General features: G+C 52.1%; 14 protein-coding genes and 2 pseudogenes. 6 read left to right on the top strand and 10 right to left on the bottom strand.

Annotated features, from left to right (window positions below; translation table 11 throughout):
- Positions 1 to 44: 44 nt before the first annotated feature.
- Positions 45 to 758: pseudogene (locus OGY33_RS03310) on the bottom strand (alpha/beta hydrolase); the annotation flags it as partial.
- A gap of 294 nt (positions 759 to 1052) precedes the next feature.
- Positions 1053 to 1742: pseudogene (locus OGY33_RS03305) on the bottom strand (GNAT family N-acetyltransferase); the annotation flags it as partial.
- A gap of 142 nt (positions 1743 to 1884) precedes the next feature.
- On the opposite strand from OGY33_RS03305, the gene OGY33_RS03300 reads away from it, so the two are divergent.
- Both OGY33_RS03300 and OGY33_RS03295 read left to right on the top strand, forming a co-directional pair.
- Positions 1885 to 3003, top strand: a complete 1119-nt coding sequence (locus OGY33_RS03300; protein ID WP_008784045.1) for a YbdK family carboxylate-amine ligase — start codon at positions 1885 to 1887, stop codon at positions 3001 to 3003.
- A gap of 66 nt (positions 3004 to 3069) precedes the next feature.
- Complete coding sequence (locus tag OGY33_RS03295; protein WP_008784044.1) at positions 3070 to 3318, top strand: DUF1158 domain-containing protein; 249 nt, start codon at positions 3070 to 3072, stop codon at positions 3316 to 3318.
- A gap of 21 nt (positions 3319 to 3339) precedes the next feature.
- Here OGY33_RS03295 and OGY33_RS03290 read toward each other — a convergent pair whose 3' ends face one another.
- Positions 3340 to 3681, bottom strand: a complete 342-nt coding sequence (locus OGY33_RS03290) for a RamA family antibiotic efflux transcriptional regulator (RefSeq protein ID WP_003021996.1) — start codon at positions 3679 to 3681, stop codon at positions 3340 to 3342.
- A gap of 17 nt (positions 3682 to 3698) precedes the next feature.
- Positions 3699 to 4811, bottom strand: coding sequence for an MBL fold metallo-hydrolase (locus OGY33_RS03285; protein ID WP_008784042.1), 1113 nt, complete (start codon positions 4809 to 4811; stop codon positions 3699 to 3701).
- Between the two features lie 190 nt (positions 4812 to 5001).
- Here OGY33_RS03285 and OGY33_RS03280 point away from each other — a divergent pair, with 190 nt between their 5' ends.
- From OGY33_RS03280 to OGY33_RS03265, 4 genes are all read left to right on the top strand, one after another.
- Positions 5002 to 5583 (top strand): TetR/AcrR family transcriptional regulator, encoded by a 582-nt coding sequence (locus tag OGY33_RS03280; protein WP_191238775.1) that lies wholly within the window; start codon positions 5002 to 5004, stop codon positions 5581 to 5583.
- A complete protein-coding gene (locus tag OGY33_RS03275) occupies positions 5583 to 5951 on the top strand; it encodes an MmcQ/YjbR family DNA-binding protein (protein WP_191238776.1) in 369 nt (122 codons plus the stop codon). Before OGY33_RS03280 ends, OGY33_RS03275 begins: the two co-directional genes overlap by 1 nt.
- A 119-nt stretch (positions 5952 to 6070) precedes the next feature.
- Positions 6071 to 6724 (top strand): oxygen-insensitive NAD(P)H nitroreductase, encoded by a 654-nt coding sequence (gene nfsB / locus OGY33_RS03270; protein ID WP_048214736.1) that lies wholly within the window; start codon positions 6071 to 6073, stop codon positions 6722 to 6724.
- A gap of 65 nt (positions 6725 to 6789) precedes the next feature.
- Positions 6790 to 8034, top strand: a complete 1245-nt coding sequence (locus tag OGY33_RS03265) for a mechanosensitive ion channel family protein (RefSeq protein ID WP_153753592.1) — start codon at positions 6790 to 6792, stop codon at positions 8032 to 8034.
- A 3-nt stretch (positions 8035 to 8037) separates the two neighbouring features.
- Here OGY33_RS03265 and OGY33_RS03260 read toward each other — a convergent pair whose 3' ends face one another.
- The 6 genes from OGY33_RS03260 to OGY33_RS03235 all read right to left on the bottom strand — a co-directional run bounded on the left by OGY33_RS03260 (position 8038) and on the right by OGY33_RS03235 (position 15336).
- Positions 8038 to 9018 carry a LacI family DNA-binding transcriptional regulator gene (locus tag OGY33_RS03260; protein ID WP_003831159.1) on the bottom strand — a complete coding sequence of 327 codons (981 nt, stop codon included), beginning with the start codon at positions 9016 to 9018 and terminating at the stop codon, positions 8038 to 8040.
- 77 nt (positions 9019 to 9095) lie between these two features.
- Positions 9096 to 10247 carry a Gfo/Idh/MocA family protein gene (locus tag OGY33_RS03255; protein ID WP_048214738.1) on the bottom strand — a complete coding sequence of 384 codons (1152 nt, stop codon included), beginning with the start codon at positions 10245 to 10247 and terminating at the stop codon, positions 9096 to 9098.
- Positions 10244 to 11272, bottom strand: a complete 1029-nt coding sequence (locus OGY33_RS03250; protein ID WP_048226170.1) for a sugar phosphate isomerase/epimerase family protein — start codon at positions 11270 to 11272, stop codon at positions 10244 to 10246. The genes OGY33_RS03255 and OGY33_RS03250 overlap by 4 nt, the downstream gene beginning before the upstream one ends.
- Positions 11273 to 11287: 15 nt before the next feature.
- Positions 11288 to 12529, bottom strand: coding sequence for an MFS transporter (locus OGY33_RS03245; RefSeq protein WP_003835691.1), 1242 nt, complete (start codon positions 12527 to 12529; stop codon positions 11288 to 11290).
- 180 nt (positions 12530 to 12709) lie between these two features.
- Complete coding sequence (gene pheP / locus OGY33_RS03240; RefSeq protein WP_191238777.1) at positions 12710 to 14104, bottom strand: phenylalanine transporter; 1395 nt, start codon at positions 14102 to 14104, stop codon at positions 12710 to 12712.
- Between the two features lie 146 nt (positions 14105 to 14250).
- Positions 14251 to 15336, bottom strand: coding sequence for a YncE family protein (locus tag OGY33_RS03235; protein ID WP_048214740.1), 1086 nt, complete (start codon positions 15334 to 15336; stop codon positions 14251 to 14253).
- Positions 15337 to 15352 lie beyond the last annotated feature (16 nt).

Here is a 15352-nt window from a genome sequence, read left to right as displayed (position 1 = left end):
GCAATCATGATAAATCCGCCCGCAGCCACGACTGAGTGCGGGCGCTAATCGCGAACAAAGTCACCAATCGCCAGATAGGTGGCTTTTGCTTCCTGCGGGACTTTATCCTCCAGCATCAGATAAGCATGCGTCATCCCAGGAAAGTGAACATGCTGTACGGGTATCCTCTCAGCTTGCAGTCTGGCGACAAAAGCAAAATTCTCATCCCGTAAAGGATCCAACCCACCACTGACTACCAGAGTGGGTGGAAAATCCTGGCTCAACGGCAGGTAAAGCGGAGACGTCTGTTTACGATCTTCTCCATTGCGGAAATATTGCTGAAAATACCAGCGTATTTTGCTTTCATCCAGTAGCTTTCCTGCGCCGTTCTCCTGCACCGACGGCCAGTTCAGCGTGTAGTCCAGGCTCGGATAAATCAGCACCAGGCGATGAATAAATCCTGGCTGCTCGCGGGAAAAGTAGGCCGCCAGCGTCGCACTAAATGCACCGCCACCGCTGTCGCCGATAAGCGTGAGTTGGCAAGTGTAAGGAATATGCTGACTTTCGAGCAGCGACCAGACGTTTTCTATTACGGCTTTAGCATCGGAAAGACCAGCCGGATACGGGTTTTCTGGCGCAAGTCGATAATCAACCGACACAACGATATTCCCTGTCGCCATCGCCAGATGACGGGCAACCGGGTCATACACTTCCACGGAACCGCTCAGATGCCCACCACCATGGATAAACAGCACCACCTTCGGCTCTCCGGTCAGTGCCGGGCGATAAATCCGTACCGGGATGCGACGCTCTCCGGTATCCACTTCCGTATTGATAATCGCCGCCATCGGTTCTGAGGTGGACACATTTGCTTTTGTCAGTGCTGCTAACCCTGCTCTTGAGCTGAGCGTGTCGTAGCAAAGGTTGGGATTGCGAGGTTGTGCGGCGAGTAAATCAGCCAGAAGCGCGGGCGGTGTTTGCGTCAGCGAGCCGTGTTCCTGTTGCCAGCGCTGTTGATAACCTTGCTGTTGCATCTGCACAGTCTCAGCGTTGGCTGTCTCACAGGAAAAGCACTCTGCCATCGACTGGCGTTGCCGTCCGTTTTCATCAAAGTTCTCTGCGGCCAACCAGCGCTGTAACACGGCGTCACACTGGGGCCATTCGCTATCAATCATTGATAACCAGTCGCTGTCGCGATTACGCCCCTTGCGCACAATCTTCTGGCGAAAGCGACCTTCGAAGATAAACCCAAGGCGTTCCGCTGCCCGTCGAGAAGCGGTGTTCAGAGAATCGCATTTCCACTCCACGCGACGATAGCCCAACGCAAATGCCTGGCGTAACAGCAGCCAGATGCTTTCGGTGCCGAGAACCGTATTTTTCATACGCGGTGACCAGGTCACATGACCAATTTCGACCGAACCGTGCTCTCGTTCAATCGCCATAAAGCACACCAGTCCGACAGCTCGTCCTGAACGCTGTTCAATGACGGCATAGGGAACCAGAGATGCATCAGTAACTTTCCCCTGCACCCAGCAAGCTGCGGCCTCGACGCTTGTGGGGCGAGAGCTTGCAAGCCAGGTCCAGTCGCGATCGTCCGGCGCCTGCGCGTAGGCATCAAACAGATCGGCGGCATGGCTGTCGGCATCCAGGGGAACCAGTCGACAATATTGCCCTATCAGCGTTTCCCGTGGCAGTACGGCAGCGCCATTCCAGTCCGGCACGACATCGCCGACGGTCTGCCCATAAAGATTTATTTCCGGCACGATTCAACCCCAGTAGCGAAGTAAAAAATAGTTATAACACCGGCCATTACACCTTCAAAGCGTCATAAGGGTGATTTTGACGACGAACAGAAAATCAGCAGTCCTTCTATACTGATTAAAAATCAACGCGGAAGAGAGCCTTATGCCACTACCCGATTTTCATGTTTCCGACCCTTTTACGTTAGGCATTGAACTGGAAATGCAGGTGGTCAATCCGCCAGGTTACGACCTGAGTCAGGACTCCTCCCGGCTGATTGATGCCGTAAAACCGCAGCTCACCGCCGGAGAAGTGAAGCACGATATCACCGAAAGTATGCTGGAGATGGCGACCGGAGTTTGCCGCAATATCGACCAGGCTGATGCTGAATTGTCCGCTATGCAGCAGATAATTATGCGAGTTGCTGCAGAGCATCACCTCGCCATTTGTGGCGGTGGCACACATCCATTTCAAAAATGGCAGCGTCAGGAAGTCTGCGATGACGAACGCTATCGGCGCAACCTGGAAAATTTTGGCTATCTTATCCAGCAGGCGACGGTGTTTGGCCAGCATGTGCATATCGGCTGCGCAAACGGCGACGATGCCATTTACCTGCTACATGGCCTGTCGCGATTTGTTCCCCATTTTATTGCGCTCTCGGCCGCCTCACCCTATATGCAGACCTCCGACACGCGGTTTGCCTGCGCGCGACTGAATATATTCTCCGGATTTCCCGATAATGGCCCGATGCCATGGGTGAATAACTGGCAGGAATTCGAGGGGCTATTCCGTCGACTGGCTTACACCAGCATGATTGATAGCATTAAAGATTTACACTGGGATATCCGCCCCAGCCCGCACTTTGGCACGGTAGAGGTTCGGGTAATGGATACACCGCTGACCCTTGATCATGCGGTCAATATGGCAGGACTTATTCAGGCTACCGCCCACTGGTTACTCACCAAACGCCCGTTCAAGCACCAGGAGCGTGATTACCTGTTGTATAAATTCAATCGTTTTCAGGCCTGTCGCTTTGGTATGGCGGGAATCGTCACCGACGTCAATACCGGCGACGGCTGCCGCCTGTCAGAAGACACATTGCGACTACTGGAGAATATCGCTACCTCTGCAGATAAAGTAGGCGCAACCAGCGCGATTGAAGCTATACATCTGCAGGTTAAAAATGGTCATGATGAAGCACAGAATATGCGTGATTTCGTGGCGGAAGGGGGATCGTTGAGTGGTCTGGTGAAAAAGCATTGTGAGATTTGGGCGGGGTTGTAAGCGTGGGATTTGCGTTGTCCGCAGAGATCCCGGACAATGGTTTTTTAACTCAAGTTTAACAATGCCATGAAACACCCGCTTGAATCACTGATGACTGTCGCAGGGATCCTGCTACTGGCTTTTTTGTCTTGCCTGCTGCTACCCGCCCCCTCACTTGGCCTGGTGCTGGCACAAAAACTCGTCGCCATTTTTCATCTGATGGATCTCAACCAGTTTTATACTTTGCTGTTTTGCCTGTGGTTTTTACTGCTGGGCGTGATTGAATATTTGGTGCTGCGCTTCATCTGGCGGCGCTGGTTCTCGCTGGCGGATTAGGCCCGCGAGAACCCTCTGCTGTTAATGCGTTCGGCTATGATTTTCTTTACGATAAGCTCCCGGCGGCTGGCTGAACGTACGGGTGAAAATACGCGTAAAGGTCTGCTGCGAATCGAATCCGTATTTCAAACAGATGTCGTACACTTTCTGGTCGGTATCGCGTAGATCGCGCGCCGCCAGCAGCAGCTTGCGCTCGCGGATGTAACGCCCAAGACTTTCCCCTTTGTACTGCATAAAAAGACGCTGCAGGTGCCATTTGGAATATCCCGCATGGCGTGCAATATCATCAATGCGCAATGGCTGATTCAAATTATCATCAATCCATTCAACAATCGTATCAATTACCTGAGCAGAAATCGTCATCATGCTCTCCCCTGTATTCATTGTGTCACCTGTTGCCACCAGGCCGTAAACGGTTGGTCCGGTTCGGACAGTATTACCGGTTCACCCAGCATTGGCGTCAGCAGTCGGTAATCCTGATGACGGCTGGCAAGCGCCAGTCGTTTGTAAGGATCATCCCAGGTATGTTTCGCCAGAACGAAACGGCCGGCATGCCCTGGCAACACGGCTTTCGCATGCAGATCTGCCGCGGCCTGAGCCGTCTCTTCCGGCATCATGTGAATAAACTTCCAGTCCTGGTCATACTGACCGTTCTCCATAATCGCCAAATCGACAGAGCCAAACTGTTCGCCGATGGCTTTAAAATGCGGTCCATAGCCGGAATCGCCGCTGTAATAAACGTTCTGCTCCGGCGTTTCGAACATGAAGCTCGCCCATAGCGTTTGGTTGCGTTTGATACCGCGTCCCGAGAAATGACGAGCAGGCAGCACATGAACGATCAGCGAATCCGTCACTCTGACGGACTGATTCCAGTCCCGTTCTTCGATTATCTCGCTGCGCATCCCCCAGTAACGCAGATGCGACCCGACGCCGAGCGGCGTAATCACCCGCTTAATTTTCGGCATTAGCGCCTTGATAGTGGCGAGATCCAGATGGTCATAGTGATCGTGCGAGATGATGAGCAGGTCTATCTCCGGCATCGTCTGCGCAGTCCATGGATAATCACCGGCAAAGGCCTTGTTCAGGAACGAAAACGGTGCGGCATAATTGCTGAACACCGGATCAATCAGGATTCGTTGACCCGCCAGCTGTAAATACCACGAAGAATGGCCCAGCCAGACCAGGGTATCCTGCTGCGGCGAAAGCCCGGCGAGATCGGTCGCGACCATAGGTAACGGTTGTGCTGGTCGTGCATTTTCACGCTTAGCGACCAGAAACTCCCACCATGCCGCCAGCATGCCTTTGTTGCCGGTATAGCCCGGTGTCGGCACCTGGTTATGAAACTGTCCATCACGATAGTGCGGTGACTGTTCAACCTGACTCAGTTGTGCCCCTTGCGGTGCCTGACCAAACCCGGCATTGAGTACAAACGGTAAACTTGCAGCTGCGGCAATAAGCATAATAACAACCACACAAACTGTGAGACGCTTCATATCCTGACCTTAAACGCGCCCCCTTTCCGCTGGTTTGCGCGACTGACTCTTGATTATGAGTGAGTAAGCACTCATTATAGAAATCGAAAGTTCGTCGTCAAGATGATTTTCAATCTTTGACATTCGCCGTTGCGGTGCTGCAAAGGCCGTGATTCAATCATGTTTTTTACAGACTTAAGGGTAAAGTGTAGTGGCTCGTCCGAAGAGTGAAGACAAAAAATTGGCATTACTGGAAGCTGCAACCACAGCATTTGCACAATCAGGTGTTGCGGCCTCTACCGCCGTAATCGCGCGCAATGCAGGGGTTGCGGAGGGAACGTTGTTTCGCTATTTCGCGACCAAAGATGATTTGATCAACGAACTTTACCTCTTTTTAAAACACGATCTCTGCCAGTCGATGATGGCAAATCTGGATCGCTCAGTGACCGATGCCAAAACCATGACTCACTACATCTGGAATAGCTACATTAGCTGGGGTCTGAATCATACCTGCGGACATCGCACCATTCGCCAGTTGGCCGTCAGCGAGAAAATCAGTAAAGAAACAGAACAGAAGGCTGACAATATGTTCCCGGAACTGCGCGATCTTTGCCATCGCTCCGTGCGACCTGAATTTATGTCGGACGAGTATCGCGCCTTTGGCGACGGGCTTTTTTTAACACTTGCAGAAACAACCATGGAATTCGCTGCCCGCAATCCTGCCCGCGCTGCTGAATACATTTCGCTGGGGTTTGAAGCCATGTGGCGCGCCCTGACTCGCGAGGAAAAATAATGGACGGAAAGACACTGCATGCCTGCGCAAAGCGCCTTGCGCTAGAACTGCCTTTCACCGAGCACTGCTGGCCTTTTGGCCCGGAATACGACGTGTTCAAGGTCGGCGGCAAGATTTTCATGCTGGTGTTTGAACATCACGGACGCCCGCTGGTTAACCTGAAATCCGATCCGCAAAAATCACTGTTAAATCAACAGATCTACCCCAGCATTGAACCCGGTTATCACATGAATAAAAAGCACTGGATCTCAGTCTATCCTGGTGACGATATTACCGAGTCATTACTGGCAGAGCTGGTGAATGATTCCTGGCACCGCGTCGTCGATGGCTTGCCGAAGCGGGATCAAAAATGCCTGCGTCCAAGTTGATTTATCGCTAACCCCGATAAGTGTTTTTGCATTTTCCTGTCTTATCTTTTTCCTGCTAACCCTGTACCCTGCTGAAACAAAACGCACCCGCAGGGTATGGAAAATCACCAGGAGTAGTTATGGATATTGTTTCTGTCGCCTTAAAACGTTACTCCACTAAGGCATTTGATCCGAATAAAAAACTGACCGCTGAGCAGGCCGAAAAATTAAAAACGCTGCTGCAGTATAGCCCGTCCAGCACCAACTCTCAGCCATGGCACTTTATTGTCGCCAGCACTGACGAAGGTAAGGCGCGTGTGGCTAAATCCGCAGCTGGCGGCTTTGTATTCAACGAACGTAAAATGCTGGATGCTTCCCACGTCGTGGTGTTCTGCGCCAAAACGGCGATGGACGATGCGTGGCTGGAACGCGTGGTGGATCAAGAAGAAAGCGATGGTCGTTTCGCCACGCCTGAAGCGAAAGCCGCAAACCACAAAGGCCGCACCTTCTTTGCCGACATGCATCGCAAAGAACTGAAAGATGACAACCACTGGATGGCAAAACAGGTGTATCTGAACGTCGGTAACTTCCTGCTGGGCGTTGCGGCGATGGGCCTGGATGCTGTGCCTATCGAAGGCTTTGATTCAGCAGTCATGGATGCAGAATTTGGCCTGAAAGAAAAAGGTTTCACCAGCGTAGTGGTGGTTCCTGTGGGTCATCACAGCGTAGAAGATTTCAACGCCGCGCTGCCGAAATCTCGTCTGCCGCTGGAAACGACGCTGACGGAAGTCTAATCCTCCGCATTTGCATAAGCTCCGCACAGCGGTCATCATAGACCGCTGTTTATTAAGGAGACATTATGCAGGAATTGATATCTCAGGTAGAAGAACTCGGCATTGAAATAAATCACACCACCTCGCTGGTGATGATTTTTGGCATTATTTTTATCACCGCCATTATTGTTCACGTTATTTTGCACTGGGTGGTATTACGCGCATTTGAAAAGCGCGCCAACGCCAGCTCCCGCCTGTGGCTACAAATCATCACGCAGAACAAGTTATTTCACCGGCTGGCATTCACCCTGCAGGGTATCATTGTCAATATACAGGCCGCACTCTGGCTACAGAAAGGCAGCGAAGCTGCAGAAATATTGGTGAACTGCGCACAGCTGTGGATCATGATGTACGCCCTGCTGTCACTGTTTTCTCTGCTGGACGTTATTCTCAATCTGTCGCAAAAACTCCCTGCTGCGTCGCAACTGCCGCTAAAAGGCATATTTCAGGGCATCAAGCTAATCAGCGCAATCCTCGTCGGAATATTGATGATTTCCCTGCTGATTGGCCAGTCACCGGCAATACTGATAAGCGGTTTGGGTGCAATGGCCGCCGTGTTAATGCTGGTGTTTAAAGACCCTATTCTCGGTCTGGTGGCCGGAATACAGCTCTCCGCCAACGATATGTTAAAGCTTGGCGACTGGCTGGAAATGCCGAAATACGGTGCAGACGGTGCTGTTATCGATATTGGCTTAACCACCGTCAAAGTGCGCAACTGGGATAACACTATCACCACTATCCCCACCTGGTCACTGGTATCAGACTCTTTTAAAAACTGGAGTGGAATGTCGGCTTCAGGCGGTCGGAGAATCAAACGCAGCATCAGCATTGATGCCACCAGCATCCATTTTCTTGATGAGGATGAGCGTCAGCGGCTGCATAAAGCCCACCTGCTGAAACCGTATTTAACTACACGTCACCAGGAAATAGACGAGTGGAATCAGCAGTTAGATGCGCCTGAATCGGTGTTGAATCACCGCCGGATGACCAATATTGGTACCTTCCGCGCTTATCTGAACGAGTATTTGCGTCATCATCCGCGTATTCGCAAAGATATGACGTTAATGGTGCGCCAACTTGCGCCAGACGATCATGGTTTACCGATTGAAATTTATGCCTTTACCAATACGGTGGTCTGGCTGGAATATGAAAGTATTCAGGCTGATATCTTCGACCATATATTTGCCGTAGTTGAAGAGTTTGGCTTGCGCATTCATCAGTCGCCTACCGGAAATGATATTCGTGCTCTGTCTGGCGCGTTTCAGCGATAAAGCTCAGGTACTGGCGCGTGAAATATAGCGCCAGTCCATCATCACCCTTTCCGTCTGCGCGTCAGGATTTTCTATTTTATTCAGCAATAATCCTACCGCTTTGCGGCCTATATCCCGTGACGGCTGCTCAATGGTCGAAAGCTGTGGAGAAACCATTTCTGCCAGTTCCGTACCGTCGAAACCAACAACGGCGATATCCTGCGGGATCTGTAATCCGGCATCGAAAATAGCGCGCATCGCACCAGCGGCTAGCGTGTCCGATACGGCAAACACCGCGTCGGGTTTCACCTCTGCGGCAAGTAGTGTTTTCATCGCCGCAATTCCTGCACTGGAACTTAATTCACTGGCATATTCCACAGCCTGATATTCAAGCGACAGCGCATGCAGCGCCGCTTTATAGCCGCGTTCGCGCAAACGAGCATATTTATAACTCAGGTCATGATTGATTAAGGCAATTCGTCGGTAGCCCTTATCCACCAGGTGAGATATCACCGACTGTGCGGCGTCAACATCGTTAATCCCCACGCAGGAAACCGCGCCTTTGTCAGCATATTCCGCGCACTGAACCCAGGGCGCATCGCCAATCAGCGTAGTCAGTTCCGGTAATTTTGAGAATGCATCCATGGTGATAATGCCATCAACAATTTTCCCCGACAGGAGCTTCAACGCCGATTTTGAGCGGGCTGTATCCGAGCCGGAGTTACACAGTAAAATGCGATAGCCATTCTTCTCCGCCTCCTCTTCAATGCCTTTAACAACCTCTGCACAAAAAGGGTTGGCAATGTTGGAAACCATCACCAGAATCATCGAGCTGCGCGCTGTACGTAGCTGACGCGCCAGCAGGTTGGGCTGATAATTGCTTTCTTTAATAGCCTGTAGCACGCGCTCGCGATTTTTGGCTTTGACGGTATCACTGTGATTCAGCACACGCGATACCGTCGCCACCGACACACCGGCAAGCTGGGCGATTTTTTGAATAGACATAACGACGACACATCCTGCGGTTTACGCTTTGCGTTGAGGCTACCATAAAATCGCCGACTGGCGAACCGGATGCGTGTTTAGCGCTGTACTGATATCCAACGCTGCTGCTGATGGCTTTTTATAATTGCATCAATAATATACATCACATCCGCACCATCAGAAAAAGACGCAAATCGACGCTCCGCCGTCGCGGGCATTTTGCCTGCCAACACAGCCTGATAAAACTGCTGCATCATATTCTTGAACGCATCCGGCCAGCCCTCAATATGCCCACCCGGAAAGTGCGCACTGGCAGCTACATCAGCATTCATCAATCCTGGGTCGTCCGTCAGGATCTGGTTCGCCTGCTGACGGTGCCCGACCCAAAGCTGTTGCGGCGTTTCCTGATCCCAGTGCAGTGAACAGTGGCTACCGTTAATTTCAAAGCTCAGGTGATTCTTGCGCCCGGCACTCACTTGCGAAACGCTAAAGCAGCCTTTGCTGCCATCATCAAAACGTACCAGCACCGATCCACGATCTTCCGTCGTAACCGCTTTATCCTCAAATTGCACATCAGCCGTTTGCTGGCCAAACGTGGCGTTACTGGCAATGCTGGCTTTACGAACCGGCCAGACGATAGCCAAATCGGCCATCACCTCGACAATACGTTTTCCAGTCACGAATTGCACCGTATCACACCAGTGCGAACCGATATCCGCTACCGCCCGTGAATCGCCGCCCTGTGCGGCATCGACCCGCCAGTTGTAGTCAGTCTCCAGCAGCATCCAGTCCTGCAGGTAGCTCCCCTGTACGGCAAACAGATTGCCCACGCTGCCGCTTCTGACCATACTGGCCGCCTGCTGCACCATTGCAAACTGGCGATAGACAAAGCTCACGCCGTGCACCACTCCAGCCTGCTGTGCCAGCGTTTCCAGTTCACGAGCCTCATCCGGCGTCATACACAGCGGCTTTTCTGAAAACACGTGCAGACCCGCGCGTAAAATCTGCCGATTGATGTCGGCATGCAGATGATTCGGTGTACAGTTATGCACTACCTGCAGTCCGGGATGCGCCAGCAGCGCTTCAACGCTGCCGTAGGCATGAGGAATATGAAGAGCATCTGCGCGTTCCTGGGCAACCGCCAGTGAGCTATCACAGAGCGCCACCACGTTCACACCGCCGAGTCGACGCAACGCCTCAATATGTGCAGGCCCAATAAATCCGCTGCCAATAATGCCAACCTGTATCATTTGCGTACCTCATCGCCAGCGGCGAAATCATCAAATGCACGTGCAGAAACCGGAATAATATGGCGCCGTATAAAATCACTCCCCTCACGCGCCCCGGTTTGCGCGTCTTTCAGGCAACACTCCCATTCCAGCACCGCCCAGCCAGGGAAATCATATTGTGTGAGCTTGCTGAAGATCGTTTTGAAATCGACCTGCCCGTCCCCCAAAGAACGGAAGCGCCCGGCGCGATCGAGCCACGGCTGATAACCGCCATAGACACCGCTGCGGCTACTGGCATGGTACTCAGCGTCCTTGACGTGGAACGCTTTAATACGCGAGTGATAGACATCGATAAACCCAAGATAATCCATCTGCTGCAATAACAGATGGCTCGGGTCATAGAGAATGTTGCAGCGAGGATGATTATCAACCAGCGCAAGAAAACGCTCGAACGTCACGCCATCGTGCAGATCTTCGCCGGGATGGATCTCAAAGCAAACATCCACCCCATGGTGATCAAAGCGATCGAGAATCGGTCTCCAGCGGCGCGCCAGCTCCAGAAAAGCCTCTTCAAAGCGCTGACGATTATGCGGTGGCCACGGATAAAAGAAAGGCCAGGTGAGCGAACCTGAAAACGTGGCATGTGCCGTCAGCCCCAGTCTTTGCGAAGCCGCAGCAGCCTGGTGTAGGGTTTCGATGGCCCACGCCTGTCTGGCCTGCGGATTAGCGCGTACAGACGGCGGAGCAAATCCGTCAAAAGCGTCATCGTAAGCCGGATGGACGGCAACCAGTTGACCTTCAAGATGGGTAGATAATTCGCTAATCACTAACCCATATCCGGCCAGCATCCCGCGAATATCATCACAATAGGCCTGACTTACAGCAGCTTGTTCGACATCAAACAGCGACTTGTGATTACACGGGATTTGTAATGCCTTATAGCCCAACTCCGCCGCCCATTTTGCCACGCCTTCCAGGGTGTTAAATGGCGGGCGATCCCCGATAAATTGCGCCAGAAAAATGCCAGGCCCCTTGATGGTTTTCATAACCCCTCCTGAAAATTACGCCTGCTCTTTGTCGTCATACTTGAAAGAGAAAAGGAAAATCACGGCAATCACTGCGGCAGCGACTGCCGGGATCCACCAGAATGTGGTCCACGCCTGAGGCACGGTTTGCCCCGCCACCAGCCGGTTGTAAAGTGCGCCTGAAATTTGCGAGCCCAGCAGCATACCGATCCCATAGGTAAACATGACGATCATGCTTTGCGCCTGACCTTTTACTTTTTCCCCGGCGATACGATCGGTGTAAATAAAGCCGACCACGAAGAAAAAGTCGTAGCAAACGCCGTGCAGCAGAATGCCGAGATACAGCAGGAATCGCCCCTCTTCGCTGATGCCGAGGGCAAAGAAGGCATAACGCACGAACCAGGCGCACATCCCGATTAACAGCATGTATTTCACGCCCAAACGTCTGAACAGGAACGGGATCACCAGCATGAAGAATATTTCAGACATCTGACCAAACGACATCGCCGTACTGACGTCGCCGACGCCCGCATCAGCAAGAAACGACGCGGTATACGCGTAATAGGTTCCCAACGGTACAGAGATAAGCGTCGCGCAGAGCGAGAAGACAAAAAAGTGACGGACCTTGAGTAAGGCAAAAGCATCCGCACAAAACAGATCACGAACTTTCACCGGCAGTCCTTTCGCCGGTGCAGGCGTGTTGGGCAGCGTCAGGCTGTAGAGCGCCAGAATCACAGAGATAATCGCCGCCAGCGTAAAGATGCCGGTGGTGTCCGAAATTCCGGTTACACCGATAAAGATCCCCGCGACAATCCAGCCAATGGTGCCAAACACCCGCACCACCGGGAAGGTTTTGTCCTTATCCGACAGGCTATGAAAAGCAATATTGTTGGTAAGCGCCAGCGTTGGCATGTAGCACAACGTGTAGCCAAACAGCAGACCAATCAACAGTGCACCGTTTTGCGCCACCAATGCCTGCGGAACAAACCACAGGATTGCCGCGCCAGCAAGGTGCATCACCGCCATCACCTTTTGCGAGGCAAAAAAGCGGTCTACCAGCATCCCTAAGACGAATGGCGACAGAATAGAGGCAATGGGCCCGGCTGAGAACGCATCGCCAATCAACAGCGACATGTTGTGCTGGCTCATCACCAGCCCCAGCGTGACGGACCAACTTCCCCAGATAAAGAACTGTAAGAACATCATTAGCGACAGCCGGGGGACCAGCAGCCGGTACTGTACGCTCTGTTTTCCACTACTTTCGGTTGTTGACACCATTTTTTGCCCCATCCTTAAAAAGTAATCGATTACAAATTAGATTCAATAGAAAAGTAATCGATTACAAAATAAAGATCCTGTCAGCAGCAGCAAAATTGCGAGAACGGTCACGATAAACGTTGAGTGAGGATCCGATCCCACCCTGACGATGGGATCGGTAATAACAAGATCGGTAGAAACTTAGCGGGACTTACGACGCAGCAGTTTGAAGGCAACAAACAGGAACAGGATCCACACTGGCAGCAGGATAGCTGACAGGCGCATCTCATCCATCGTACTCATCAGCACCAGAATCATGCCAAGGAAAGCAATACACAGGTAGTTCCCTGCCGGATACAGCAGCGCTTTAAACTGCGTGTCACGTCCCTTACGACGCATCGCCGCCCGGAATCGCAGATGTGCCAGGCAGATCATAATCCAGTTCAGCAGCAGCGTCGCCACCACCAGCGCCATCAGCAGGCTAAAGGCCTTTTGCGGCAGCACATAGTTGATGAGTACCACCAGCGACGTAATAGCACCGGAAAGGATCAGTGAGTTCACCGGTACGCCGCGACGGCTGACGCGGGTTAAGAACTTCGGCGCGTTACCCTGAACCGAGAGACCAAATAGCATACGGCTGTTAGAGTAGACGCCACTGTTATACACCGACAGCGAAGCCACCAGGATGACAAAGTTCAGCGCAGAAGCCACTACGTTGCTGTCGAGATTATGGAAAATCATTACGAACGGGCTGCTGTTGGATTTCACTTCCACCCACGGGTACAGCGCCAACAGCACCACCAGAGAACCGATATAAAACAGCAGAATACGGTACACCACCTGGTTTACCGCCTTTGGAATGCTTTTCTGTGGATCCTGCGCTTCCGCGGCAGTAATCCCGATAAGCTCCAGCCCGCCAAAGGAGAACATAATCACTGCCAGCGACAGAATTAATCCGTTCCAGCCGGTAGCAAAAAAGCCGTTGTAACGCCACAAGTTATCGATGCTTGCATGTTCCCCGCCGTTACCGGAAAACAGCATCCACACGCCAAAACCAATCATGCCGATAATGGCCAGTACTTTAATCAGCGCAAACCAGAATTCCGTTTCGCCATACAGACGTACGTTGACCAGATTGACGGCGTTGATGATCACGAAGAATGCCGCGGCCCAAATCCAGGTTGGAACATCGGGCAACCAGTACTGCATGTAGATCCCTGCCGCTGTCAGTTCAGCCATGCCGACCAGCACAAACATCACCCAGTAGTTCCAGCCGGACAGAAAACCCGCGAACGGTCCCCAGTATTTATAGGCAAAATGGGCAAACGATCCGGAAACGGGTTCTTCGACCACCATTTCGCCCAGTTGACGCATAATCAAAAAAGCGATGATCCCGGCAACGCCGTAACCCAGTAACACCGCAGGTCCCGCCATCTGAATAGCCGGGCCAATGCCCAAAAACAGGCCGGTACCAATTGCGCCGCCCAGCGCAATTAACTGAATATGGCGGTTTTGCAACCCTCGTTGAAGCGTCGGCTCGTTCGTCGACGCGGCATCAGACACGCTGGTGTCAGATGCAGTTGACGCGTTTTTCACGCCCTTCCCCTGTGTGGTTTTTATTGAAGGGGCTTCTTTTAACATTTCAACCTGGTTGTCGCAAGGCGCAATCGATTGGATACGCCGGGCTTCCTTGCCCAACGCACCGAGGCTCGGGAGAAAAACAATAGAAAGAAGGCGAGCTGTTATTGTTTATTCAGGTCAATACGTACCACGTTATCTGGCGCAGACGTAGAGTGGTCTTTATTAAATTTCTGTTTCACGGTGACAAACAGGGTTTGCCCATCCGCCGAGAGCAGCAAGCTGTTAGGGTTAGGTGGTAAATCCCAGCTTTTCTTCACGCTGTAATCGGTCGCATTCAGGCTGAGCAATTTCCCTGAATCACGCTGGGTAATATAGATTTCGTTGCGTTTTGCGTTAAATTTCACCGCCAGCGAATCACCCACATCCAATTTTTTCAGCAGCTTACCGGTATGGATATCCAGCACCAGGGTAGTCTTCGCTTTCGAGTTGTCGGTGACAAACAGGCGACCCGTTTGTGCGTCCTCCGCCATATTCAGCAACAGCGCAGGTTGTTCCCCCAGCGGTTGCCAGCGTTTTTCTACGCGCTGATTACGCGGGTTGATAACAAGAATTTCACCGCCGCCGTTAGCTGCATAAATTCGCTGCGTCACTTCTGAATAATGCAGTCCGGTCATCCATTTACCCGTATTTTTAATGCGGGTTTTTTGTTTCAGGGTTTCAGCGTCAACCACCCAAATCACCGCCGGATCCGCCACGGCACCAATATAGAGCAAACCGTTATGCAGCAGCACCTGCCGCGCACCATACGGGAAACCTTCTGGGTTACGTTCCGGGAACAGTACGCGATTTTTCACTTTGCCGTCAGCGGTATTCAGCGCGCTCAGGCCACCATCCAATGAGTTGGTGACATACACCGTTTTACCGTCCGGCGAGATAGCCATACCAAAGTTTTTCATATCGGTATGACTCAAGCCGAGCGTTTTAAGCGTTTTTGGATCCAGCTTGTAAACCACGCCGCCCTGCACATCTTTAAATCCTTCGGCGCTGGCAACGTACAACGCATCCCCTGCCGGGCTAAGCGCCATTTCATATAACCCATCCGCCAGCGCGCGTTGTTGCACATCACTGACGGCAGGTTGCGCTGTTTTTTCCGTAACGCTGGCGTTGCTGGCTGGCGTGGTATGCGCCGCACAACCGCTTAACGCCGCAGCAATCAGCAATGCCAGCGCGGATGTTGTTTTTTTCATTGTCGGGATCCTTACC

This window comes from Citrobacter sp. Cpo032 (genome assembly GCF_030332975.1).
Classification (GTDB): domain Bacteria; phylum Pseudomonadota; class Gammaproteobacteria; order Enterobacterales; family Enterobacteriaceae; genus Citrobacter; species Citrobacter portucalensis.
Note: the sequence above shows the minus strand (reverse complement) of the source record. Positions and strands in the feature narration are given on the sequence as shown.